Genomic DNA, 24,665 nt, shown 5'->3' with positions numbered 1-24,665 from the left:
CCACCATCGCCGCCATGGTCAGCGCCGTGCCGATGAACCCGAACACCGGCAACGCCCAGATCAGCGCGTGATCGAGATGATGCTTGTTGGCCATCTCCCCTTCGTCCAGAGCGGAGCGGGCGCTCAGCACGGCCTCGCAGTCGCTCCCCGCCTCGGCCGCCTCCTTGAACAGCTTGAGCCGCCGCCCGACCAGCGTGTCCTCACCGGGCTTCACCGACCCGATGTTCGCCACCGCCCGCGCCGTCGCCCCCCGCTCCCGCCGGATGTCCGGCACGGCCCTGACGATCCGCAGCACGGTGGTGATGAACACGGCGATGACGAGCGTCACCACGAGCTCGGCCGCCGCGGGCGCCGTCGCCGCCCCCACCAGCCTCAGCAGTGCCCCCACCGCCCCGGCCACCAGCAACACCCCGGACACCAGCAACCCCGCCAAAGGCGCGAACGCCGAGTGACGCCAGTCGTACCTTGACACGCTTCAACCCCACTTAGGACACATGGATTGTCAAAGCAACACCTAAGCACACGTAGAGCAATCTTTGGTGACAGAGTGGCAGATCTGTTACTCACCGCTGACAAACAGTCGCACATCGCCGCCTCGGCCCGCGACGCCGGAGCGACCGTCGTCAGCGGGTGAAGTCGAGGGGCCCGTCGTTGAAGAGTTTGAAGGGGCCGTCGAGGATGGCCTGCTCCAGCCCGTTCTCATGCTCCCCGTACACATCCCCAGAGTCAGCCCCATAGGAGGTGAAGTCGTTCGCACCGTAGGTGGCGCGGGCGTCCTGCTCGTAGCCGAGCTGGGCCCCCATCCGGTAGGCCGCCCGGTTGGCCGCCTCCTCCTCCCGGCTCCGGGCCTCGGTGTACTCGTCCAGGGAGGTGCCGAGCGGGCTGGGGCTCCAGCGGCTCTTGGCGATCTCGACCTGCCGGACGAACTCCCCCGCCAGAGCCTCCGGGGTGGACCAGTCGGCGCCGCCGATGCGGATGACGTTGAGGCCGCGGTCGTAGTCGGAGGCGTAGATGTTCTGCCCGCTCTGGTACAGGGTGGTGATGCCGTGCTCCTTCGCGTACGCGAGCGCCGCCCGCCCCTCGGGCGTCTGGCGGAGCACGTGCTCGGCCTCCTCGCGGGCGCGTGAGTTGTCGTCGAACGGGTCGAGGGCGAGCGTGTCGGCCACCACGAGGGCCGTCTGGAGGCCGGGCACGATGAGGCCGCGGGCCAGCATCCGCTTCGCGAGCCGCAGAGCGGCGACGGCGTTGCCGGCGATGTTCCGCTCGATCTGGGCGAGGGTGACCTGGAGCGCCTTGCGCGTGCCCATGACACGCATCCGGGTGAAGAGCGCGCCCAGCGCCGGCCCCAGCGCGAACGCCCGGATGATGGACAGCAGCAGGGCGATGAGGCTGAGGACGACGACGTACTTCCACACGGTGCGCAGCACCACGACGGCGGTCGTCCCGGTGCCGACCAGGGCGTTGGCCAGCGCCCCGTCGCCCATCCGCGCGTCCGTGCCACTCCAGGCGCTCTCGAAGACGGACAGGTCGCCGGAGTGGTTGCCGGACGCCCGTACCTGGGAGACGGCCGAGGCCGACTCCGTGCGGCCGCCCTGCGTGGCGGCGGCGAGGTCCATCCAGGAGCCGGCCCCGTCGAGGCGCCGCGTCTCGTCGGCGCGCGGCCAGGGGGCGTCCGACGCGACCAGCCCGTGGACGGCCCGCAGCCCCGAGGGGAGTTCCCAGCTCACAGCTCCTCCAGGCGGGCTCGTACGCGCTCGGCCGTCTCGACGCCGCCCTGCTCGGCGTGGGTGTAGTTCCGCTCCGCCGCCTCGGCCTTCGCGGCGTGGTCGCGCAACGTCGCCGCCGTGGCCGCGAACGCGCCGCGCGCCAGCTCGGTGAGCCCCGCGAACTCGACGTCGAACTCCGCCCCCGGCCGCTCGGGCGCCGCCCCGGCGCCTCCCGCGTCCGCGGCCCGGCCGAGTGCCCCGTTCAGCGCCCGCTCCAGGCCGTCCGCCTGCTCCTTGAGCCGGCTCGCCGACACGACCCGGCTGCCGCGCACGACCCGGATCCCGCCACCGCTGCCGTCGCTCATCGACGCCCTCCCGCCGCGCCCGCCGGCCCCGTCACCGCAGGCCGTCCCGCATCAGCCGGTCCAGGCGCGCGGTCAGCTCGCCCGCCGCGACGAGGATCTCGTTCATGTTGCCGCGCGCATCGGCCTCGATGTCCTTCAGCAACGCGGTCAGCTCCGACGTCTCCTGCCGCAGGGCATCGGGAACGGCCTGCATCGCCCGCTCCTGCGCGGCGGCCCGCGCCCGCCCGAACGCCTCCTTCACCGCCGCGGCCAGCTCCTCGGACGGCAGCCGCATGGCCCTGGGGTCGATGGTCAGCCCCACGAGGTCGCTGGTCCCGTCGACCTCCACCTTGACCAGGCCGTTCGCCGCCGCCGCGACCTCCCGCAGCTCGGCGAACCGGTCCAGGAAGTCGGCCTCGTCGGGGGGTGCCATGGGCTCCTCGCTTTCGGTCATGCTCGATGGCAGTTTTCGGCCATAGAGATCCAAGCAGAAGGGCATGGCGCCACCCGTGGCCGATCTTGAAAGTTCGCCCACGGTTCACCCCCGGTTCCCGGGGCGAACCGGCCGGTAAACGCGAAAACCGCCCCCGCCTGCCGGAGTACGGCAGGTCAGAGGCGGTTTGCTCACGTGGAGGTGGCGGGAATCGAACCCGCGTCCTTCAACCCCAAGTCAGGGCTTCTCCGGGCGCAGCCTGCTGTGCTTTTCTCAGCCCCGGCGATCACGCAGGCGAGTCGCCGACGGGCTCAGCCACTGTTTGGTTTCCCGATCTCCCCCGTGGCCGGGTCGATCGGTTGAGCCTTCTGGCGATGCCAGACACCGGGCCGAAGGCACTCCCGGGCTGACAGTGGCTTCGCTACTTAGGCAGCGAGGGCCAGGGAGTCCCTGGCCGCCACAGTGCTCTTAGAATTGGCACTTGTTGTTTGCGGTCACAGGATTAACGAGGTTATGTCCGCAGTCCTCGGCCCGCTTCACCTGGCTTGCAAGGTCAAAGTCGAAGCCAGTCACCCCCTGTGCAGTTGTCAACACGCCCTCGCCGAGATGGGGGCGAGGCTCGCGCATTGATGAATGTACATGGGACAACACCCTCAACGCCAACTTAATTCCGGGTGTCGGGCGGCATGGCGAAACCCCCGGGAGCGTGGCACAGCGGCACGCGCTCCCGGGGGCCGACCGGCAGGGTCGAGCCGGTCCGGACGGCAGGACTTCCCCCGAGATGAAGTCCTGATCTCATCACGGCGACTGGAACCGCAACCCCCCGAGCGGGCCCAGTCATTAGATAAGACGCAGCCGGGCCCGCGAATGGTTGCTCAGCGTCGCGACATTTTCACGGAGAGGTGCGAAGGCCCGCGAAGAAGCTGCCGGCGACGGCCGCCGGGTCGTAGTTCTTCGTCAGGACGGCGATCGCGACATCGCCCTGCCAGCCGACGAACCAGCCTTGCTGGTTGCCCGCCGAGGCCCTGACGCCGTAGACCCGGCCCTTGCCCGCCTGCGCGGGCGTGCCGGCCGCGCCGGAGCGCATCATGGCCATCAGCGTCGTGCGCACCTTCGGGTCCATCGGCACGGGGGCCGGCTGGACGATCGGCTTCGCCTCGTCGGACGGGTCGGGCGACCTGGGCTCGGTGACCAGCACCGGCGGCCGCCACGTGCCCGAGCCCACCGCCGCGGCCACCAGGGCCATGCTGAGCGGGCTCATCTCGACGTTCTGGCCCGCGATGGCCCTGGCCTTGTCGGCGTCGCTGGACAGCTCGGGCAGCGCCCCGCTGAACGACTTGAGCGGCAGCCGCCACGGCAACCCCACGCCGAACGCCTTGGCGCTGCGGGCGAGGTCGTCGGCCGTGACGCGGCGGGCCAGCGAGGCCAGCGCGGTCACGCAGCCCCTGGCGAAGTTCTCCTGGAAGGTGGCGGACGTCGTGACGCCCGTGGACTGGCCCGCGTGCACGAACCTGGCCCCGCCGACCGTGCGCTCCTGCGGGCAGGCCAGCTTCTGCTTGGCGCTGACGCCCTTCTTGAGCAGCGCGTCGGCGGCCACGATCGAGAACGCCGTGCCGGCCGGAAACTTGCCGGCCAGCGCGTCGCGCTCCTGGTGCAGGCCCTTGGTGCTGACCGCGAGGATCTCGCCGGTGTCGCGCTGCACGGCGACCAGCGCGCTGGTCTCGGTGTCGGCCACCGCCTGCTCGGCCGCGGCCTGCATGGCCCGGTCGATGGTGGTCTTGACCGAGACGTTCTGGCGGCCGGGCCACGCCTTGAGCTCGGCGACCTGGCGGCCGGTCTTGAGGTCGAGGGTGATGACCTTGGTGGCGGTGGAGCCGGTCAGGTAGTTCTGGTAGGCCTGCTGCAGGCCGTTGCGGCCCACGGAGTCGCCGGCCCGCTGCGGGCCGCCGAGCTTCTGCTCGGTCTCGGGCGTGAGCGCGCTGACGCTGCCCACGATCTGGCGCGGCGCGTCGGGATCGACGGGCTGCTTCTGCGGCTGCACCTCGATGCCGTCGATGGCCGACAGCTTCGCCTGCATCGACTGGTAGCGCGAGCGCCCGAACGTGACGAGCTGCACGAACTTGTCGGGCGGCGAGGACCTGACCCGGCTCAGCAGCCGGTCTTGGGCGTAGCCGGTGACCTCGGACAGCTGGGCGACCACCTCTTCGGCCCGGTCGCCGAGCCGGTTGGGGTAGACGCCCGCGACGTAGAGGACGGTGTCGCTTTGCAACGGGTCGTTGTCGCGGTCGACCACCGGCTGGCGCGGCTTGGGCTCGGTGTCGACCGCGAACCGCTGCCCCTCCTTGAGCTGCGGGTGCAGCACCGAGGGCGACCAGCGCACCTTCCACGAGCCGTCGACCAGGTGCAGCGGCAGCACGCTTTCGTACTGCCACAGGGGGTTGTTCTCCCCCAGGTCGACCTCGGCGTGGAAGTCGGCCCTGGACTCGTCGCCGGTCATGCTGATGCTCGTGATCTTGAAGCGGAACGAGGCCGCGTCGAGCTCCAGCTTGGCGTCGGCCAGCGCCTTGCGCACCGTCGCCACGTCGCCGTCGGTGCGGCCGGCGGCCAGGTCGTAGTCCTCGGTCTGCCAGCCCACGAGGAAGTCACGCACCGCGTCGTGCGGTGACGGCTCCTCGAAGCAGCCGGTCAGCGTGGTGCACGCGACCGCCAGGGTGACGGTCGCGGCGAGGGTGCGGCGGGCGCGTCTCATCGGTTGCGGTGTCACACTCTCATCGGTTGCGGTGCCGCATTGCCCGGGCCATCTCCCGCTTGGCCTGCTGCTCCGCCAGCGACTGCCGCTTGTCCCAGTCTTTCTTGCCCCGGGCCAGGGCGATCTCGACCTTGGCCCGGCCGTCCTTGAAGTAGAGCGTCAGCGGCACGATCGTGAGCCCGCCCTCCTTCGTCTTGGCGGCGAGCTTCTCGATCTCCTTGCGGTGCAGCAGCAGCTTGCGCTTGCGGCGCGCCGCGTGGTTGGTCCACGTGCCCTGGGAGTATTCGGGAATGTGGACGTTGAGCAGCCACGCTTCGCCGCCGTCGATGCTGGCGTAGCCGTCGACGAGCGAGGCGCGGCCTTCGCGTAGCGACTTCACCTCGGTGCCCTGCAGCACGAGACCCGCCTCGAAAGTGTCCTCGACGTGGTAGTCGTGCCGAGCACGTTTGTTCTGGGCGATGACCTTCCGCCCGGTCTCACGTGGCATGCTTCGACTTTACCGGCGACCGGGGCGGTCACGACCCAAGCGCATCCCTACACCCTGAGGTAGCGGCGCAGCGTCACGAACGAGGCCAGGATACAGATCACGACACCGATGATCATAGTGAGCGTGATCGTCTGGGCCAGGTCGTTCCAGCCGAGCCCCGTACCGAAGAAGTTGACGACCTCGTCGAACAGGAACACCTTCGCCAGGATCAGGATGACCGCGGCGAACACCCCGCCCACCAGGCCGGCGATGACGCCCTCCATGACGAACGGGAGCTGGATGTAGAGGTTGGAGGCGCCGACCAGCCGCATGATGCCCGTCTCCCTGCGCCGGTTGAACGCCGACAGCCGCACCGTGTTGCCGATCAGCAGGGCGGCCGCCAGCACCAGCACGACGGCCACCGAGAGCGCCGCGAACGCCAGCGTGTTCAGCAGGTTGAAGAACGGCGAGATGAGCTGCTTCTGGTCCATCACCTGCGCCACGCCGGGCTGGCCCTTCATCGCGTCGATGACGGGCTGGTAGTTGTCGGGGTCCTTCAGGCTGATCCGGAACGACTGGGGCAGATCCTCGACCTTGGTCGCGTCGACGAGGGCCTTGTTCGACGAGAACGACTGCTTGAAGTTCTCGTACGCGGCCGCCTCGTCCTCGAAGATCACTCCCTTGACACCGGGGGTGTTCTGGATGTGCTCCTGGAGCGCCTTGGTCTGCGCGGGCGTGATCGCCTTGCCGTTGCAGGCCGGCATGGCCGTCCCCTTCTTGCAGAGGAAGACCGAGATTTCGACCTTGTCGTTCCAGTAGCCCTTCATCAGCCCGACCTGGCTGTTGATCATCAGACCGACGCCGAGCAGCGCCATGCTGACCGCCACCGTGATGACCACGGCGATCGTCATGGTCAGGTTGCGACGGAGGCCGATCCAGACCTCGGAGAAGATGAAATTCGCCCGCATGTCTTGTCTGCAGCTCCCTGTCAGTACGCCTGGCCGTACACGCCACGCGACTGGTCACGGACGATCTTGCCGTCCTCCAGCTCCACGACACGCTTACGCATGGAGTCGACGATGGCCGCGTCGTGCGTGGCCATGACGACCGTGGTGCCAGTCCTGTTGATGCGGTCGAGCACCTTCATGATGCCGATGCTCGTCGCGGGGTCGATGTTGCCCGTGGGCTCGTCGGCCAGCAGGATCATCGGCCTGTTGACGAACGCGCGGGCCATGGCGACGCGCTGCTGCTCGCCGCCGGACAGCTCGTCGGGCATGCGGTGGGCCTTGCCCTCCAGGCCGACCAGCTCGACGACCTCGGGCACCACCTTGCGGATGAACCGCCGGGGCTTGCCGATGACCTCGAGGGCGAACGCCACGTTCTCGTAGACGTTCTTGTTGGGGAGCAGCCTGAAGTCCTGGAAGACGCAGCCGATGCGGCGGCGCAGGTGCGGCACCTTGAAGTTGGAGAGGCGGGCCAGGTCTTTGCCGGCGACGTGGATCGCGCCGGAGTTGGGCCGCTCCTCCTTCAGGATCAGACGCAGGAACGTCGACTTGCCTGATCCCGAGGGACCGACGAGGAACACGAACTCGCCCTTGTCCACGTCAACGGATACGTGGTCGAGGGCGGGCCGGTTCTGGTTCGCGTAGACCTTGGTGACATTATCGAAATGGATCACGAGAGCATCACGGCATGCCAGTCTAGGGGTCAGGACGGAAGCGAGGGTGGCACATGCCCACTTCCCGCCACCGGCCGATCGGGGGCGTTGACTTTACTGATGATCGACGTTCCGATTGGCCAGACGACAGTCTAGGGGGAAGACTGGCATGGAACGTCCATAACGGAAACAAAACGATTGTGCGGCTAGACTTGGGGCTGTCATGAGTTGTGAACACCTCGTATGCGCGCAGTGCGCTCACCCCGTGGTCGAGGGGCGCTGCCCCCTCTGCCGTGCCAATCGGGAGCGGATGCACCAGCACGGCTTCGCCGGGCTGTCACCCGCCCTCATCGCCCTTCTCCTCGTCGCCCTGCTCCTGCTGAGCCTCGCGGCCCAGCACCTGCTCGGCTCCTGACCCGCCCCGGGTCATACTCGGCCGGGTCTTACTCGGCGCCCGACTCCTGGCGCCGCATCCAGCGGATCTCCGACTCGATGAACTCGTCGAGGTCGCCGTCGAGGACCGCCGACGGGTTTCCCGCCTCGGTGCCCGTGCGCAGGTCCTTCACGATCTGGTACGGGTGCAGCACGTAGTTGCGGATCTGCGTGCCCCACGACGTGGTGGTGGCGCCGCGCAGCTCCGACATCTTCTCGGCCTCCTCCTGCCGCTTGCGCTCCAGCAGCTTGGCCTGAAGGACGTTCATGGCCGTCGCGCGGTTCTGCAGCTGCGAGCGCTCGTTCTGGCAGGAGACCACGATGCCGGTCGGCAGGTGCGTGATGCGCACGGCCGAGTCGGTGGTGTTGACGCCCTGGCCGCCGGGGCCGCTGGAGCGGTAGACGTCGACGCGGATCTCGTCTTCGTTGATGTCGATGTGGTCGGTCTGCTCGACGACCGGCACGATGTCGACGCCGGCGAACGAGGTCTGCCGCCTGCCCTGGTTGTCGAACGGGCTGATGCGGACCAGCCGGTGGGTGCCGTGCTCGCCGCGCAGCGTGCCGTAGGCGTAGGGGGCCTTGATCGTGAACGTGGCCGACTTGATGCCGGCCTCCTCCGCGTAGGAGGTGTCGTAGACCTCGGTGGGGTAGCCCTTGCGCTCGGCGTAGCGCAGGTACATGCGCAGCAGCATCTCGGCCCAGTCGGCCGCGTCGACGCCGCCGGCCTGGGAGTTGATCGTGACGAGCGCCTCGCGCGCGTCGTATTCGCCCGAGAGCAGCGTGCGGACCTCGAGGGCGCCGATGTCGGACTTCAGCCCCTCCAGCTCCTTGTCGGCCTCGGCGCGCGTGTCGTCGTCGCTCTCCTCCGCCGCCAGCTCGTAGAGGACCGTGAGGTCGTCGAGGCGCCGCGCGACGCCCTCCACACGGTTGAGCTCGCCCTGGAGGTGGGAGAGCTTGCTGGTGACCTTCTGGGCCTGCTCGGGGTCGTCCCAGAGGTCGGGCGCGGCAACCTGCTGCTCCAGCTCCGCGATCTGCTTGCGCATCGCGTCGAGGTCGAGCACGTCCTGGATGCTGCGGAGCGTGCCCCGGAGCTCGTTGATCTCTTCTGCCGGATCGATGCCTGCCACGTCTCCCTAGGGTACGCGACCCTCGCGGGCCCGAATAACATGGCGAGGTGCGTGCATACGGTCGGCGTGGTCTGCTGGCGCTCGCCGCCGGCCTGCTCGCCGCGGTGACCGCCTGCTCGGGCGATGCCCGGCCGACCGCCACCACGCCCGCCGCCGCCGTCACCGCGGCCCCGTCGCCGTCGCCCGACGAGCCCGAGGTGACGCTGCAGGAGGCGGCCGACGAGTTCACCGCCTTCACCGTCACCGACAACTCCCTGCGGGGCGAAAACTGGACGAGCACGTTCGAGGGCAGGCTGACGCAGGCCAGCGACATCACCACGGGCGGGCAGTGGCCGCTCACCCAGGCCGCCTACGTCTCCACCGGCTCCAAGCCGCCGCGCCGCCAGTGGGGCGCGCCGACGCTCTACGTGCCGAGGTTCGCCCAGGGCGAGCGGGCGCCCTGGTTCAGCGCGCTGGCGACCCGCGACGGGCGGCCGACGCTGCTGACCTTCGCCAAGTCCGACCGCTGGCGGCTCAGCTCCGCCGCCCAGCTCGTGCCGGGGCAGACCCTGCCGAAGATCAAGCTCGACGCCGACGGCTACGCCTCCAGCGTGCCGGCCGACGACAAGACCATCACGATCAGCCCGCAGTTCATGGGCCCCGTGCACGCCAGCGTGGCCGAGACGGGCAAGTCGGGCGTCACCGCGGGCCTGCTCGCGCCCGGCCCCTACACGACGGACGTGGCGGAGCAGATCGCCGACCTGCGGCTCGACGCCAAGGGCGCCGAGCTGAGCTACGACTCGATCTTCAGCGCCGACAACTACCCGGTCTACGCGCTGCGCACCGAGGGCGGCGGCGCCCTGATCCAGTACTCGCTGACGCGCACCAGCACCACCAAGAACATGGCGAACAAGACCTTCAAGATCCCCGTGCCGCCGCAGGCGAGCTGGGCGATCACCGACCCGACCGTGCGCCTCAACCTCCGGCTCACGGAGGTCCACCAGTACGCCTCCGCCGTCCCGCCTCTCACGGCGCCGGCCGCGGCGCAGGTGGTCGCCCACGACGGGGCGCTCACGCGGGCCTCCGGTGAGTAGCCGCCGTCGTTGACCCACCAGCATTAGTCAACTACGGTTGCTTACATGCCGGACGTTCCCGAGGACCCCGCCGACGCGCTCGCGGCCGTGGTCGCGCTGCGCCGCCTGGCCGACCAACTGGAGGACGCCGCCGTCGAGCAGGCCATGCGGGCGGGCTGGAGCTGGCCCCAGGTCGCCGAGGCGCTGGGCATCACGCGGCAGGCGGTCCACAAGAAGCACGCCAAACGGCTCATCGCGGCCGGGGTCACGCTGAGGAGGCGCACGTGAGCGCGATCGACCACTACCTCGACGCGGTCATCAGGCAGGGCGAGGCCGAGGCGCGCCAGGACGGCTCCGCCGCCATCGAGGCCCACCACCTCCTGCTCGGCCTCGCCGCCCAGCAGGACTCCGCGCCCAGCACGGTCCTGGCGGCGGCCGGGCTCGACCGGGCGGCCATCAGGGCCGCGCTGGACCGCGAGTTCGAGCACAGCCTGAGCACCGTCGGTGTCTCCCCCGCCGCCTTCGTCCTGCCCAGCCCCACCCCCGACCCCGACCGCCGGATCGGCCTGGGCGCCTCGGCCCGCCTCGCCCTCGAACGCGGCTTCTTCCACGCCCCTCGCAAACGCGACCTGCGCCCCGCCCACCTCCTGCTGGGCATCCTGGAGGCCGAACTGGGCACGGTCCCCCGCGCCCTGACCCTGGCCGGCGTGAACCGGGAGGACCTGGCGGAAAGGGCAAAAGAGGCCGCCTCAACGGCCGGCTGGTGACGGCCGCACGGGCGCCCTGCCGGCACCGGAGGGTCCGCGTGGCGCCACGCGACCGCCCCAGAAGCTCCACGGCTGTTGCTCGGCCACGGAACCCGGCCGGCAGTGCGCGCCGTAACGGCGGCGCGCCACTGACCGGTCAGAGGCCGTTTCCCTGGACAGCCGCCCGCCGAAGACGGCGGTTGGCTGACCACGGCACCGCGTAAAGCAAAAAGCTCTTATGCCTCCGTATGGGGGAGATTGCTGGCAGCAACGAGGGTGCGGATGGCGCGGAGGGCGACGGAGAGGGTGGCGAGGTCGAAGTGGTCGCTCTCCCAGATCTCCGACAGCGTCTGGCGCGCCCGCGCCACCGCCGCCGAGTTCGCCTCCGTCCACCGCGCCAGCCGCTCCTCCGGCGGCAGCCCCGGCTTGCTGTGGGCGAGCACGTCGCGCGTGAGCGAGGCGTGCGCCGCGTACAGGTCGTCGCGCAGCGCGGAGCGGGCGATCGAGTTCCACCGGTTGTCGCGGGGCAGCGCGATGACGCGCTCCCGCAGCCGGGCGAGCTGCAGCCGGTCGGCCAGGTCGAAGTAGACCTCGGCGACCTCACTGACCGGCCGTCCCGTCAGCGACGCGATCTCCACGAGGTCCAGCGTCGAGTACGCCGGCACCATCCCGGCCACCCGCTCGGCCAGCTCCTGCGGCACCCCGCGCGCCACGTAGGAGTCGCGCCGCTCCTCGTAGGCGGCCAGGTCGGGCCCCGTCACGAGCTTCGGGATGTGGGCGAGCAGCCCGTTGACGCCCTTGACGAAGAAGCTCACGGAGCCGGCCAGGTCGAGCGGCGGGCGCCGGTTGACCAGCAGCCACCGGGTGCCGCGCTCGGCCAGCTTGCGGGCCTCCAGCAGCATGGCGATCTGCGTGCCGGTGTCGACCTGGTTGTCCAGCTCCTCCACGGCCCGGTAGAAGCTGGGCAGGTCGAAGACCTCCCGCGCGACCAGGTACGCCCGCACGATGTCGGGCGTGGAGGCGCCGGTCTCCTCGCCGAAGCGGAACATGAAGGTGGTGCCCGCCGAGTTGACCAGCTCGTTCACCACGCGGGTGGTGATGATCTCGCGCCGCAGCGGGTGCTCGTCCATGTACGTGCGGAACCGCTCGCGCAGCGCCGACGGGAAGTAGGAGACCAGCCACGAGGCGAGGTAGGGGTCGTCGGGCAGGTCGGAGCCGAGCAGCTCGGCGTCGGCGACCAGCTTGGTGTAGGCGAGCAGCACGGAGAACTCGGGCGCGGTCAGCCCGAGCCTGGCCTGGCGCCGCTCGGCCAGCGTCTTGTCCGAGGGCAGGAACTCCAGCTCCCGGTTGACCAGCCCGTCGCGCTCCAGCTTGCGCAGGTAGCGGGCGTGGATGTGGAGCATCTCGACGGCCTGCGTACGGGCGGCGTCGAGGACGACGTTCTGGGCGTAGTTGTCGCGCAGCACGAGGTCGGCCACCTCGTCGGTCATGGAGGTGAAGACCTGGTTGCGCTGCTTGTCGGTCAGCTCGCCGTCGCGGACGACCTGGTCGAGCAGGATCTTGATGTTCACCTCGTGGTCGGAGGTGTCGACGCCGGCGGAGTTGTCGATGAAGTCGGTGTTGACCAGGCCGCCGTTGAGCGCGAACTCGATGCGGGCGAGCTGGGTGAAGCCGAGGTTGCCGCCCTCGCCGACGACCTTGCAGCGCAGGTCGGAGGCGTTGACCCGGAGCACGTCGTTGGCCTTGTCGCCGACGTCGGCGTGGGACTCGGTGGTGGACTTGACGTAGGTGCCGATGCCGCCGTTCCACAGCAGGTCGACGGGGGCCTTGAGGATGGCGCTGATCAGGTCGTTCGGCGCCATGGACGCGATGCCGGACGGGATGCCGAGCGCTTCGCGCATCTGGGGCGTGATCTGGATGGACTTGGCCGTGCGCGGGAAGACGCCGCCGCCCGCGGAGATCAGCTTGGCGTCGTAGTCCTCCCACGAGCTGCGCGGCAGCTCGAACAGCCGCTGCCGCTCGGCGAAGGAGCGGGCCGCGTCGGGCGTGGGGTCCACGAAGATGTGCCGGTGGTCGAACGCGGCGACCAGCCGGATGTGCTCTGACAGGAGCATGCCGTTGCCGAACACGTCGCCCGACATGTCGCCGATGCCGGCCACGGTGAAGTCGGTCGTCTGGACGTCCACGCCCATGGTGCGGAAGTGGTAGCGGACGGACTCCCAGGCGCCGCGCGCGGTGATGCCCATGGCCTTGTGGTCGTAGCCGATGGAGCCGCCGGAGGCGAAGGCGTCGCCGAGCCAGAAGCCGTACTCCTTGGCCACGCTGTTGGCGATGTCGGAGAAGGTCGCGGTGCCCTTGTCGGCGGCGACGACGAGGTAGGTGTCGTCGCCGTCGTGCCGGACGACGTCGGGCGGCGGCACGACCTTGCCGTCCACGAGGTTGTCGGTGATGTCGAGCAGCCCGGAGATGAACATGCGGTAGCAGGCCACGCCCTCGGCGAGCAGCTCCTCCCGCGAACCGGACTTGGGCGGACGCTTAACGACAAATCCACCCTTAGACCCAGTCGGCACAATAACGGTATTTTTCACCATCTGCGCCTTGACCAGACCGAGAATCTCCGTGCGGAAGTCCTCCATCCGGTCCGACCACCGCAACCCGCCGCGCGCCACTTTCCCGAAGCGGAGATGAACGCCCTCGACCCGGGGCGAATACACAAATATCTCGAACTTCGGCCGCGGCAGCGGCAGCACGCTGATGGCCTGCGGGTCGAATTTGAGAGAAATGTACGGTTTGCGCTCTCCATCCACCGTCTGGAAGTAGTTGGTGCGCAATGTCGCCTGGATCATCTCCAGGTACGCCCGCAGGATGCGGTCCTCGTCCAGCGAGGCCACCTCGTCCAGCGAGCGCAGGATCTCCTCGTTGAGCGCCTCGACGAGGTCCACCCGCACGTCCTCGCCCCGCCGCGGGTCGAGCTTGGCCTCGAACAGGCGCACCAGCAGCCGCGCCACCCGCACGTTGTCGCGCAGCACCCGCTCCATGTACGGCTGCGAGAACGTGCTCCCGGCCTGCCGCAGGTACTTGGCGTAGACCCGCAGGATCTCCACCTGCTCCCAGGTGAGGCCGCCGCGCAGGATCAGCGCGTTGAAGTCGTCGTCCTGGACCCGCCCCTTCCACAGGGCGGCCAGGCCGTCCTGGAAGAGCCGCTTGAAGTCGTTCCTGTCGACCTCCTCCGACGGCGTGTAGCGCAGGCCGAAGTCGTAGATCCAGGCGTTCTTGGTGCTGGGGTCGTTGTCGCGGTCGATCTCGTACGGCCGCTCGTCCACGACCTCGACCCCGAGCCGCTGGATCAGCGGCAGCGCCTGGGACAGCGAGATGGGCGAGCCGACCTTGTAGATCTTCAGGCGCCGCTCCCCCTCGGTGGCGTCGTACGGCTCGTAGAGGTTGATGTCGACCTGCTCGCCGTCGCCCGCCTCGACGAGCTGCTCCAGCCGCCGCAGGTCCACCACCGCCACCTTGGGCGGGAAGTCGGCTTTGTACCCCTCGGGGAAGGCGGAGGCGTAGCGCCGGATGAGCGTCGGGGCCTCCTCCTCGGAGGTCATCTCGGTCAGCGCGGCGGCCAGGTCGTCCTCCCAGGAGCGGGTCAGGGCGGCCAGGCGCGCCTCCAGCTCCTCCACGTCCACGCTCGGCGGCGGCAGCGGCTTGCCGCGCTCGCCCCTGACGACCACGTGCAGCCGGGCCAGCACCGACTCGCCGATCATCGCGCTGTAGTCGAGCGACCTGCCGCCGAGCGCCTTGAGCAGCACCTCCTGCATCTTCAGCCGCACCTTGGTGGTGTAGCGGTCGCGCGGCAGGTAGATCAGGCAGGAGATGTAGCGGCCGTAGTCGTCGCGTCGCAGGAACAGCTTGACCTGCTTGCGCTCGCGCAGCCGCAGCACGCCCATCGCGATCGGCAGGAGCTGGTCGACCGAGGTCTGGAACAGCTCATCGCGCGGGAACGTCTCCAAAATCTCGATGAGGTCCTTGCCGTCGTGGCTGTCGGGCGCCAGCCCGGCCTCGCCGAGCACCCCGGCCAGCTTGCGCCGCAGCACGGGGATGCGGGAGATCGACTCGTTGTAGGCGACGTGCGTGAACAGGCCGAGGAAGCGCCGCTCCCCGATCACCTCGCCCTCCGGCGAGAACAGCTTGACCCCGATGTAGTCGAGGTAGGTGGCCCGGTGCACGGTGGCCCTGGAGTTGGCCTTCGTGATGATCATGAGCTGCTTCTCGCGCGCCTTGGCCCGCACCTCGGCGGGCAGCGCCGCGAAGCTGCCCGAGCCCACCTTGTCGTCGCGCAGGATGCCCAGCGCGGCCCCGGGCAGCGCGCGCAGCGTCTCGCCCTCGTCGGTGTCCTCCAGGCGGTACTCGCGGTAGCCGAGGAAGGTGAAGTGCCCGTCGGCGAGCCAGCGCAGCAGGTCGATGCTGTCCTCGACCTCGGCCGGCTCCAGCGGCGGCGGGTTCATGCTCAGGTCCTCGGCCGTCTGCACGGCCAGCGCCCGCATCTTCCTGAAGTCCTCCACCGCGTGGCGCACGTCGGTGAGCACCCGCTGCAGGTCGGCCTCGATCTCCTTGAGCGCGGCGGGATCGGACTGGCGGTCGATCTCGATGTGGATCCACGACTCCACCAGCATCTGGCCGGTGACGTCCTCCTGGCCGCGGCCGAGCATCCGGCCCGTCATGTCGCGGCGCACCCGCATCTGCGGGTGGACCACCAGGTGCACGCCGAGGTCGTGCCGGTCGAGCTCCATCGTCACCGAGTCGACCAGGAACGGCATGTCGTCGGTGACCACCTCGACCACGGAGTGACCGGGGTCCCAACCGTTCTCGTCGAGGGTGGGGGTGTAGGCCCGGACCACGGCCCTGCCCTGGGGGCGGACCTCGGCGAGCTGCCTCTGCGACATCGCGGGGCCGTACACGTCAACGGGGTTGCGGTCGAGCAGGTCCTCAGGGGCGACATGCCGGTAGTAGAACCGCAGGAAGGACAGTGCCTCCTCGGGGCTCACATGCTCACTGCCCACCGCGCAACTCTCGGCGGCTCGCTGGAGCAGCTCGTCCTTGGCCTCGTCGAGCGGCATCGTGCTCTCACTCCTTTGTGAGGGTTCGCCAACGTGTTCACAGCCAGGCCCTAAGTTCCCACAGCAGTGGGAAGTAGTGCAGGCGGGTCCTACCGCGCAGGTAGGGGGCACCGGTCGAGCCGCCTGTGCCCGACTTGGTGCCGATCTGGCGTTCGACCATCTGAACGTGACGCATCCGCCACAGAGCGGCGGTCTCGTCGTGCGTCAGCAGGTCTTCGGCCAGTTGCCACAGGTCGTCGTAGGACCCGCGGTTTCTCGCCACGGCCAGCAGCGAGGACATGATCTCCTTGTCGGAGACCGGCAGGCCACGCCGGGAGAGGGCTGTCAGATAAGCATCCCACAGCGTCGGCTCGGCGAGCCTGCGGCGCAGCCGGGCCAGCTCCTCCTCCGAGATGTGCCGGAACGAGCTGAGATAGCGCTCGTCCCGCAGCCCGGACAGGAACTCCAGCTCGCGGAACTGCACCGACTGGAACCCGCTCGCGGGTGCCAGATTGGCGCGGAAGGCCATGAAGTCCTGGGGCGTCATGGTCTCCAGGACGTCGACCTGCTCGATCAGCACCCGCTCGACCGCGTGCACCCGCCTGAACAGGTGCCTGGCCTGCCACAGCTCACCTGCGAACATGGCCTCGCGCGCGCCCTCCAGCTCGTGGAGCAGCAGCTTGAACCACAGCTCGTAGACCTGGTGGATGGTGATGAAGAGCAGCTCGTCGGGAGCCTGCGACTGCGGCCGCTGCTGAGCGAGGAGCTCGGGCAGGCGAAGGTAGCCGCCGTAGGACAGCAGACCGCCTTCCTCGCCGAACTGCCGGCGCGGGGGACCGGGCGCATCACCGTCGATGCCCACCGAACACCTCCCCCTGATCGCCCGGCCACGCGGAGCCGGGCGTGACGCCTTGCCCTATCGATACCACCCGAAAAGGGGATGGACGTCAACGTGACATCGACATAGGGGGGTCGTCACCGGAGGTCGAGGAGGGGTCGTTCTTGAGCTCGTCGAGCTGCTCCGGCAGCTCGGCCAGCTCGATGAGCTCCGCCTGGCACTGCTCACACGTGTCGAGGTGGCGTTCGAACGCCTCGTGCTCCTCCTCATCGAGGACGCCGAGGACGTAGGCGGCCACCCCGTCATGCATCAGCCGGCTACCCCCTTGTCCCGCAGCAGCTCGCGGAGAGCCCGGATCCCGTAGTAGAGCCGGGACTTCACCGTGCCCGGCGGGATCCCCAGAATCTCCGCCGCTTCACTTATCGTACGGTCTCGAAGGTAGGTCTGCTCAATGACTTCGCGGTGTTCTTCAGACAGGGACCGCAGCGCGTCCGCGACGACCATCGCCGATAAGGCGCGCTCCGATCCATCGGGCACCGACATCATGTCGACTTCGGGCGGCTCGACCTCCTGCGGCCGGACGCTCTTCCGCCGACGACCATCAATGACTATGCGGCGGGCCACTGTCAGCAGCCACGCCCAGATGAGGCTCGGTTCCCATTGCAGTCTTGCCGAGTTACGCCAAGCTCTGACGATCGTCTCCTGCACGACGTCTTCAGCCCACTGAAGGTCGTTACCTGTTGATTTGCGTACGTGGCGCAGCAGAGGGCCGCCGAACTCCTGGTAAAGCACCGCGATGCGATGCTCCGCCTCGGCATCCGCACTCTCGAACCTGCCGTCGAGGTGACCTAGCACGGGGCACATCTTTACACCTTCGTTATCCAAGCGGTAGCCACTCCGATAACTCCAGTCATTTCTAACTATTCCCGGCCATGCGTGAACCTGGCCCGGTACTGCCGCGTACCTCCGACCATGCACAGGCTTTTGCGCGGCGAGTTGTTCATGCTCGGCGGCTTCGTTCTGGCCGCCGCCGTGACGATCGCGCTGGTCATGCCGCCGGCGATCGATCCCGCGGCCGCCCAGTGGACGCAGACCTCGTCGGGGCCGCTCACGGCCGCCGACCGCGATCTGCTGATCAAGGTGCGTCAGGCGGGCCTCTGGGAGATGCCCGCCGGCGAGTACGCCCAGACCCGCGCCGAGTCCCAGCGTGTCAAGGAAGTCGGCAAGCTGATCATGGAAGAGCACAAGGATCTCGACCTGATCACCCGCCAGACCGCGAAGAAGCTCGGCGTGGCACTGCCCGACGAGCCCAACGCCGACCAGCAGAGCTGGATGGCGCAGCTCGCGGCCGAGAGCGGTCCCGCCTTCGACAAGGACTTCGCGAACCTGTTGCGTGCCGCGCACGGCAAGGTCTTCACCGTCGTGGCGGGCGTACGGGCCGGGACGCGCAACTCCGAGATCAGGAAGTTCGCCCAGGAAGGCATCAACTACGTGATGCGCCACATGAGTTACCTGGAGTCCACCGGTCTGGTCGACCACAACCAGTTGCCCGAGCCGCCGGCGCCCTCACCCGCTCCACCCGTCGCACTGGCGGTCGAAAAGAGGAGACAGACATCATGAGATCCAGACGCATGGCCGCGGCCGTGACCACCATGGCGGTGGTCGCGGGTGGCCTGGTGTCGGCGGCCGTCATCGGCGTCGGCCCGGTTCTGGCCGACCACTGCGATCCGGCGGAGGCCGGTCAGTCACCTCAGGCGAGCCAGACCCAGCAGCAGAACCGCAACCGGAACCAGGGCCGGCAGCAGGACCAGCAGAACGACCAGCAGGGGCAGCAGGAGGATCAGGGGCAGCAGCAGGACCAGCAGGGCCAGCAACAGGACCAGCAGGGCCAGCAGAACGACCAGCAGGGCCAGCAGGGCCAGCAGCAAGACCAGCAGGCTCCGCAGGGTGGCGGCATCGCGCTGCTCGACCCCGCGCAGCCCCCCGAGTCCACCAGCTCCGAGTCCGCCGACTCCGGGAACGGCGACTCCGGGAACGGCGACTCCGGGAACGGTGAGCAGGCGAACGACCCCCAGGCCACGCCGGAGGAGAGCGCGAACACGTTCTCGCGCCGACGCGGCGGGAACGGCGGCCGGCCGACACAGAGCGCCTCCCCCACCGCCTCCCCCACAGCCTCACCGACCGCCTCGCCCTCGCCCACCGGTACGGGCGCCGGCGAGGAGGAGTGCGCCGACCTGGGCCCGTTCCCGGAGGACTTCGTGGACATCCGCCAGGTCGCGCCGGTGAACGACAACGCGCGCACCGGCCGGAACGGCTCGCGCGGCACGTTCGTCTCCCAGTGCGGCACCAACCGTAACGGCCACAACAACCCGGACAACTTCATCGTCGCCCCGGGCGTGAGCAACGGCGCGCACCACCTGCACGACTACGTGGGCAACGTGTCGACGGACGCGTTCTCCACCGACGAGAGCCTGGCGGCGGCGGGCACGACCTGCCGGTTGAACGACAGGTCGACGTACTTCTGGCCCGTGCTCAGGGACCGCAAGGTGGACCAGAACGTCGACGACCCGGACGGGAACGTGGGCCAGGTGCTGCGGGCCCGCTCGGTGACGCTGCAGTTCCGCGGGAACGCCGCCTCCCGGGTGGTCGCGATGCCGAGGTTCCTGCGGATCATCACCGGTGACGCCAAGGCGGCCACGAACGGCGCGGCCAACGCCAAGGCCGGCTGGAGCTGCTCGGGATTCCAAAATCGCATAAGTCCCGACAAATACACGCTTTGCCCGCGCGGCAGCCAGGTCCTCCGTATTCTGGACTTCCCCAGCTGCTGGGACGGTCAGAACACCGACAGCGCCAATCACCGCACGCACGTGGTCTTCCCCGGCCAGGGTGGTGCCTGCCCCCAGGGCACCAGGGCGATTCCGCAGCTACGCATGACACTCGCGTACACCGTGCCGCAGGGTCCCTCGTACGCCGTGGACGCCTTCCCCGAACAGAAGCACAACCCGGTCACCGACCACGCCGACTTCGCCAACGTGATGCCCGACCGGCTGATGCAGTTCGTCGTCTCATGCATCAACCGCGGACGCCGTTGCTGACCTGACCGTTCGCCCCTCAAGGGCAACGCAGCTCTCCGAGTCGCACCCTCACCCGACCTTGGAGGGAAATAGATGCTCCACAGACGACACCCCAGGCACGCCCCCACCTTGCTGGACACCAGGAACGTCCGGCTGGGGGCCAGCGCCTCCGTCGCCGCCGTCGTGCTGTCAGTGTTCGCGCTGACCAGGACGGAACGCGGGATCGCGCTGCTCGGCCGAGGGGTCGGCTTCCTCGAGTTCTACGCGGGCGTGTTCGCCCTGGTGCTGCTGACCGCGACCGTCGCGCTCGGCCTGCTCACCACCGAACGTGTCTTCCTGTCACCGGCCAACCGGGTCAGGGCACAGCTCGCCCACAAGGCCACCGCGCTCATCGGGCTGGCGTACCTGATCACGCACATCACCCTCATGATCAGTCTCGGGCACGTGCCGGCGGGGGCCGCGGTCGTGCCGATCGCCGGGGTCTACGTGGGGCTCGGCACCCTGGCCTTCGACCTGATGGTCGTGGCAGTGGTGACGGGAATGCTCAGGGGGCGGTTCGCGACGCGGACCAGGCCGTGGATGTGGCGGATCCTCCACTCCGCCGCGTACCTGGCCTGGCCGGTCGGCATCATGCACGGACTGACGGCCGGCCGCCCGCCGGCCGGCTGGGTGGCCTGGTCGTACGTGGCCAGCATGGCGGCGGTCGGCGGCGCGCTGGTCGTCCGCGTGCTGGCGACGCTGCGGCGGCCGCCGATCGTACCCGAACAGGTCGTCGGGCCGGCGGTGACCGCTCCCGCCGCCGTGGGCGTGCCCGCAGAACGCCCGCAAAAGGTCGCGCAGAAGGCTCCGGTCGCGGCCGGGGCGGCAGCCGTCAAGGCGCCCGTGAGCCTCGCCGAGGCCCGCCGCAGATACCGGGAGGCAGGATGACCACCGTCCTGCCCGCACGTCCCAAGGAGCGACTGTGATTCCGGCCAGAGTGCCACGGGTGTTACGCATGGGTCCGGCCCGGCTGACCGCCGGGCTGGACCACTGCCGTCGCCTCGACCTGCCCGCCCACCGCACGCTCCACGGCCTCGTGGAGCCCAGGGAGCTGGGCGAGCTCATCTCGTACGCCAACGAGGTGGACATGCGCGGCCGCGGCGGCGCGGCGTTCCCGTTCGCCCGCAAGCTGCGCGCCGTGGCCGACGCGGCCCGCTCCGGCGGCGAGTGCGTCGTGCTCGTCAACGGCGCCGAGGGCGAGCCCGCCAGCTCCAAGGACGCCATGCTCCTCACCCGCAACCCCCACCTGGTGCTGGACGGCGCCGTGCTGGCGGCCGAGGCGCTCGGCGCCCGCGAGGTGGTCGTCGCCACGGCCGGCGGCGAGGTCGCCGAGGCGTCCGTGACCGCCGCCGTCAACGAGCGCCGCGCCGCCAACGTCTCCGGCGGGGCCGAGAGCCGGGTCCCGATCAGGGTGGTCGGGATCAAGGAGCGGTTCATCTCCGGCGAGGGCGGCGCGCTCGTCAAGGCCGTGAACGGGGAGGAGGGCATCCCGCCGGGTAGGAAGAAGCGGGCCGCGACCAGCGGCGTGGACGGGCTGCCCACCCTGCTGTCGAACACGGAGACGTACGCGCAGTTCGCCCTGCTGGCCGAGTACGGGCCCGAGAAGTACGCCGAGGTCGGCACCGCCAAGGAGCCCGGCACGATCCTGCTCACCGTCAGCGGCGGCGCCGCCCACGGAGCGGTCATCGAGGCGCCGACCGGCACGTACCTGTCGGACGTGCTCGGCCTCTGCGAGGCCGACATCGGCGACGGCGTGCTCATCGGCGGCTACCACGGCGCCTGGCTGCCGGCGGACGTCGTCGAGACGGCCGTGCTCTCCCGCGAGGGCATGAAGCAGGCCGGCGCCACGCTCGGGGCCGGGATCATCGTCCCGCTCGGCGAGTCCACCTGCGCCCTGGGCGAGGCCGCCCGGGTCGCCGCCTACCTCGCGGCCGAGTCCGCGGGGCAGTGCGGGCCGTGCCGGCTCGGCCTGCCCGACATCGCCAAGGCCATGTACGCGCTGGTCGAGGGCACCGGCTCGGTCGACGCGGTACGGCGCTGCGTGCGCGGCGTCGAGCGGCGCGGCGCCTGCTTCCACCCCGACGGCACCGCCAAGTTCGTGCTGTCGGCGCTGGACGCGTTCGAGGTCGAGATCGCCCAGCACCTGGAGCAGGGCTCCTGCGGCCGCCCCGTGCGCGGGGTGCTGCCCATGCCGGAGCGCGAGGCCGAGCCCGAGTACCGGCTGGAGGTCGACTGGTCCCGCTGCGCCGGGCACGGGCTGTGCGCCCACCTGCTCCCGGAGTTCGTGGACCTGGACGACTACGGGTTCCCGTCGTTCCGCAAGATCCCCGGCTTCATGGCGAAGGAGGCGCGGCGGGCCGTCGACATGTGCCCCGCGCTGGCCCTGCGTCTGGCCCAGACGAACGGCGGCGACCACGGCGGCGAGCCCAAACCCGCGGGCCGGCCGCTGCGGCTGGTCAAGGACGGCGTGCTGAAGAAGGCGGGAGAGAGCGTGCCGCGACTCGGCCGCGTCGGCATCGCCCGCGTGTGATCGACGGGCATGATCGGCATCGCACGCGCGTGATCGACGGGCATGATCGGCATCGCGCCCGTGATCGGCAGGGCACGTGCGTGATCGGCAGGGAAATGTGACGAACCCGGCGGACCGGCCGCGCGTCTCACGAGAGGTCACCACGATCTCGGGGGAGGCGCCATGGACCGCCGGGCCTTTCTGCACGCCGCCGCACTCGCGCCGCTGGCGCCTCTCGCGCTGCCCGCTCGGGCCGCTGGATCCGGGGGCGGTGTGACGCCGCCGCCTGACTGGTCCAGGTTGCGGGGGCGGCTGGCGGGCACGCTCGTGCTGCCCGGCGACGCCGGGTACGCCGCCGCCCGCCGCCTCAACAACCCGGCCTTCGACGGCGTCCGGCCGCAGGCGGTGGCGTACTGCGCGAGCGCGGCGGACGTCTCGGCGTCCCTGGCGTTCGCGCGGGCCCACGGGGTGCCGGTCACCAGCAGGTCGGGCGGCCACTCCTACGCGGGCTGGTCCACCGGCACCGGCCTGGTGATCGACGTCTCAAGGATGAACCGCGTCGCCTACGCCTCCGGCCGGGCCACGGTCGGCGCGGGCGCCAAGCTCATCGACGTCTACGACCGGCTCGCCCGGCACGGCGTGAGCATCCCCGCGGGCTCCTGCCCGACGGTCGGCATCGCGGGGCTCGCGCTGGGCGGCGGCATCGGCGTGGTGTCCAGGAAGTACGGGCTCACGTGCGACGTCCTGGAGTCGGTACGCCTGGTCACGGCCGACGGCAGGGTGCTGACGTGCGACGCCCGCCGCCACGCCGGGCTCTACTGGGCCAGCAGGGGCGGCGGCGGGGGCAACTTCGGCGTGGCCGTGTCGTTCACGTTCAGGACGCATCAGGCGAACGACCTCACCGTCTTCTTCCTGCACTGGCCGTGGGCCAGGGCCGGGGCGGTGGTGAAGGCGTGGCAGGCGTGGGCGCCGTCCGCGCCGGACGAGCTGTGGTCCTCCCTGCACCTGGGCCGCGAGGAGCGCGACCTGGACGTGGCGGTGGTCGGCGTGCACACGGGCGGCCGCGCCGCGCTGGAGCGGCTGCTGGCCCCGTTCGTCGAGCGGGCCGGCCGGCCGTCGTCCCGCTCGGTGCGCACGACCTCCTACCTCGACGCGATGAAGATCATGGGCGGGTGCGCGTCGATGCCGGTGTCGGAGTGCCGGCGCCAGCGGAGGGAGACGTTCGCCGCCAAGTCGCACCTGGCCTACCGGCGGCTGCCCGCGGAGGGCGTGCGGGCGCTGGTGGACGGCGTGGCGCGCGGCGGGCGGCACTCGGTGCTGCTGGACGCCATGGGCGGCGCCATCGGCCGGGTCGCCCCGTCGGCCACCGCGTTCCCGCATCGCGCGGCGCTTTTCAGCGTGCAGTATTACGCGAAGGGGACGGATCGGAGGTGGTTGCGGCAATTGCACGGCGACATGGCCGGCTATTTCGGTGACCACGCCTACGTGAATTACATCGACCCGGATCTGAGTAATTGGCGGAGTTCGTACTATGGGCCGAACGCCGAGCGGCTGGCGGAGGTGAAGGCCACCTACGACCCGAACCGCCTCTTCCGGCTCCCGCAGGGCCTGTAGGTCACATGATCGAGCCCCGCACGTAGACCGGCTCGCCGACCTTCACCATCTCGAACAGCCGCTTGGACGTCGTCAGCGGCACGCGGACGCACCCGTGCGAGGCCGGGCGCAGCGGCACCTTGGTCGAGCCGTGCATGGCGATGCCGCCCACGAAGTACAGCGAGTTGTACATCGACCCGAGCCGCCCGACCGTCCAGCCCGGAGCCCGCCGCGAGACGCGGAAGTCGCCGACCGGGGTGATGGCGTTGCCGCAGCGGCCGTCCTCGCAGTAGCGCACCTCGGCGCCGGAGGAGATGTGCGTGATCAGGGCCGGTTTGCGGTCGCGGTAGACGGTCAGGAGCTGGTCGCGCAGGCTGATCTCCACCCGGTTCGCGCCGCCGTTCGGCACCAGGGGGCGCCGGCGTGCCGTGCGGTCCAGTGCCGACCACACCTTCGGGCCCACCTCGCCCTGCGGCATCATCCTGCGGTGCTTCTGCAGCGCCCACACGGCCATCTTGGTCTGGTCGTCGTAGACGCCGTTGATCTTGCCGAAGTAGTAGCGGCCGCGGTGCAGCCGCTCCTGCAGCACCTTGACGGCCTCGCCCCGGTCTCCGGGCTTCAGCACGACCCCTTCCGTGTACGCGACCTGGTCCGTGTGGTCGGCCAAGGCGGGGGCCGGGAATGCGCAGACGGCGGCGGCCATGACACCAAGGGCGGCCATTGTTTGAAGCTTTATCCTCATAAATCAACGCCTACCCGCCCCGCCGAGAATTCATGGCTTTTATCAAGCAAAGCCCCGGCTAATAACCG

The 24,665-nt window shown here is 69.9% G+C and carries 22 protein-coding genes and 1 other RNA gene; 8 read left to right on the top strand and 15 right to left on the bottom strand.

What is annotated here, in order from left to right:
* The 10 genes from HCN51_RS28405 to prfB form a co-directional block, all read right to left on the bottom strand.
* Positions 1-472 (bottom strand): hypothetical protein (locus HCN51_RS28405; protein WP_206067968.1); only part of this gene is annotated, 472 nt, incomplete at its 3' end.
* A 151-nt stretch (positions 473-623) separates the two neighbouring features.
* Positions 624-1,727 (bottom strand): hypothetical protein, encoded by a 1,104-nt coding sequence (locus tag HCN51_RS28400; RefSeq protein WP_168013281.1) that lies wholly within the window; start codon positions 1,725-1,727, stop codon positions 624-626.
* On the bottom strand, positions 1,724-2,071 hold the full coding sequence (locus HCN51_RS28395) for a hypothetical protein (RefSeq protein ID WP_168013279.1): 348 nt from the start codon (positions 2,069-2,071) through the stop codon (positions 1,724-1,726). The genes HCN51_RS28400 and HCN51_RS28395 overlap by 4 nt, the downstream gene beginning before the upstream one ends.
* Before the next feature lie 31 nt (positions 2,072-2,102).
* Positions 2,103-2,504 (bottom strand): YbaB/EbfC family nucleoid-associated protein, encoded by a 402-nt coding sequence (locus HCN51_RS28390; RefSeq protein ID WP_168013277.1) that lies wholly within the window; start codon positions 2,502-2,504, stop codon positions 2,103-2,105.
* A gap of 172 nt (positions 2,505-2,676) precedes the next feature.
* Positions 2,677-3,060: a transfer-messenger RNA gene (gene ssrA / locus HCN51_RS28385) on the bottom strand.
* Between the two features lie 315 nt (positions 3,061-3,375).
* Complete coding sequence (locus HCN51_RS28380) at positions 3,376-5,232, bottom strand: penicillin-binding transpeptidase domain-containing protein (protein ID WP_168013275.1); 1,857 nt, start codon at positions 5,230-5,232, stop codon at positions 3,376-3,378.
* Positions 5,233-5,251: 19 nt separating this feature from the next.
* Positions 5,252-5,719, bottom strand: a complete 468-nt coding sequence (smpB, locus tag HCN51_RS28375; protein ID WP_168013273.1) for an SsrA-binding protein SmpB — start codon at positions 5,717-5,719, stop codon at positions 5,252-5,254.
* Positions 5,720-5,766: 47 nt separating this feature from the next.
* Positions 5,767-6,666 (bottom strand): permease-like cell division protein FtsX, encoded by a 900-nt coding sequence (ftsX, locus tag HCN51_RS28370; RefSeq protein WP_080042815.1) that lies wholly within the window; start codon positions 6,664-6,666, stop codon positions 5,767-5,769.
* Positions 6,667-6,686: 20 nt separating this feature from the next.
* Positions 6,687-7,376: a cell division ATP-binding protein FtsE gene (gene ftsE / locus HCN51_RS28365; RefSeq protein WP_043620538.1), complete on the bottom strand. Its 690-nt coding sequence runs from the start codon at positions 7,374-7,376 to the stop codon at positions 6,687-6,689.
* A gap of 422 nt (positions 7,377-7,798) precedes the next feature.
* A complete protein-coding gene (prfB, locus tag HCN51_RS28355) occupies positions 7,799-8,914 on the bottom strand; it encodes a peptide chain release factor 2 (RefSeq protein WP_080042817.1) in 1,116 nt (371 codons plus the stop codon).
* Between the two features lie 47 nt (positions 8,915-8,961).
* Here prfB and HCN51_RS28350 point away from each other — a divergent pair, with 47 nt between their 5' ends.
* Genes HCN51_RS28350 through HCN51_RS28340 form a run of 3 tightly spaced genes read left to right on the top strand, consistent with a single transcriptional unit; the run spans position 8,962 to position 10,733 of the window.
* A complete protein-coding gene (locus tag HCN51_RS28350) occupies positions 8,962-9,987 on the top strand; it encodes a DUF8094 domain-containing protein (RefSeq protein WP_168013261.1) in 1,026 nt (341 codons plus the stop codon).
* 45 nt (positions 9,988-10,032) lie between these two features.
* A complete protein-coding gene (locus HCN51_RS28345; protein ID WP_080042819.1) occupies positions 10,033-10,254 on the top strand; it encodes a helix-turn-helix domain-containing protein in 222 nt (73 codons plus the stop codon).
* Positions 10,251-10,733, top strand: a complete 483-nt coding sequence (locus HCN51_RS28340) for a Clp protease N-terminal domain-containing protein (RefSeq protein ID WP_168013259.1) — start codon at positions 10,251-10,253, stop codon at positions 10,731-10,733. The genes HCN51_RS28345 and HCN51_RS28340 overlap by 4 nt, the downstream gene beginning before the upstream one ends.
* 215 nt (positions 10,734-10,948) lie before the next feature.
* Here HCN51_RS28340 and HCN51_RS28335 read toward each other — a convergent pair whose 3' ends face one another.
* From HCN51_RS28335 to HCN51_RS28320, 4 genes are all read right to left on the bottom strand, one after another.
* Positions 10,949-15,823 (bottom strand): NAD-glutamate dehydrogenase, encoded by a 4,875-nt coding sequence (locus HCN51_RS28335; RefSeq protein WP_168013258.1) that lies wholly within the window; start codon positions 15,821-15,823, stop codon positions 10,949-10,951.
* 37 nt (positions 15,824-15,860) lie between these two features.
* Positions 15,861-16,664 (bottom strand): tryptophan 2,3-dioxygenase, encoded by an 804-nt coding sequence (locus HCN51_RS28330; protein WP_346433828.1) that lies wholly within the window; start codon positions 16,662-16,664, stop codon positions 15,861-15,863.
* 85 nt (positions 16,665-16,749) lie between these two features.
* Positions 16,750-16,950: an anti-sigma factor family protein gene (locus HCN51_RS28325; protein WP_080042822.1), complete on the bottom strand. Its 201-nt coding sequence runs from the start codon at positions 16,948-16,950 to the stop codon at positions 16,750-16,752.
* Positions 16,950-17,504 (bottom strand): sigma-70 family RNA polymerase sigma factor, encoded by a 555-nt coding sequence (locus HCN51_RS28320; protein WP_206067967.1) that lies wholly within the window; start codon positions 17,502-17,504, stop codon positions 16,950-16,952. Before HCN51_RS28320 ends, HCN51_RS28325 begins: the two co-directional genes overlap by 1 nt.
* Before the next feature lie 108 nt (positions 17,505-17,612).
* Here HCN51_RS28320 and HCN51_RS28315 point away from each other — a divergent pair, with 108 nt between their 5' ends.
* The 5 genes from HCN51_RS28315 (at position 17,613) to HCN51_RS28295 (ending at position 23,876) form a co-directional block, all read left to right on the top strand.
* Positions 17,613-18,260 carry a DUF4142 domain-containing protein gene (locus tag HCN51_RS28315; protein WP_080042823.1) on the top strand — a complete coding sequence of 216 codons (648 nt, stop codon included), beginning with the start codon at positions 17,613-17,615 and terminating at the stop codon, positions 18,258-18,260.
* Positions 18,257-19,735, top strand: a complete 1,479-nt coding sequence (locus tag HCN51_RS28310; RefSeq protein ID WP_240973320.1) for a DUF1996 domain-containing protein — start codon at positions 18,257-18,259, stop codon at positions 19,733-19,735. Before HCN51_RS28315 ends, HCN51_RS28310 begins: the two co-directional genes overlap by 4 nt.
* 72 nt (positions 19,736-19,807) lie before the next feature.
* Positions 19,808-20,641, top strand: coding sequence for a hypothetical protein (locus HCN51_RS28305; protein WP_168013257.1), 834 nt, complete (start codon positions 19,808-19,810; stop codon positions 20,639-20,641).
* Between the two features lie 67 nt (positions 20,642-20,708).
* Complete coding sequence (locus HCN51_RS28300; protein ID WP_168013312.1) at positions 20,709-22,283, top strand: NADH-quinone oxidoreductase subunit NuoF family protein; 1,575 nt, start codon at positions 20,709-20,711, stop codon at positions 22,281-22,283.
* A gap of 162 nt (positions 22,284-22,445) precedes the next feature.
* Complete coding sequence (locus HCN51_RS28295; RefSeq protein ID WP_168013255.1) at positions 22,446-23,876, top strand: FAD-binding oxidoreductase; 1,431 nt, start codon at positions 22,446-22,448, stop codon at positions 23,874-23,876.
* A gap of 1 nt (position 23,877) precedes the next feature.
* On the opposite strand, the gene HCN51_RS28290 is transcribed toward HCN51_RS28295, so the two are convergent.
* Positions 23,878-24,576, bottom strand: coding sequence for a L,D-transpeptidase family protein (locus tag HCN51_RS28290; protein WP_168013253.1), 699 nt, complete (start codon positions 24,574-24,576; stop codon positions 23,878-23,880).
* Between the last annotated feature and the right edge of the window lie 89 nt (positions 24,577-24,665).

Origin of the sequence: Nonomuraea composti (genome assembly GCF_012034275.1) — a bacterium.
Taxonomy (GTDB): domain Bacteria; phylum Actinomycetota; class Actinomycetes; order Streptosporangiales; family Streptosporangiaceae; genus Nonomuraea; species Nonomuraea composti.
Note: the sequence above shows the minus strand (reverse complement) of the source record. Positions and strands in the feature narration are given on the sequence as shown.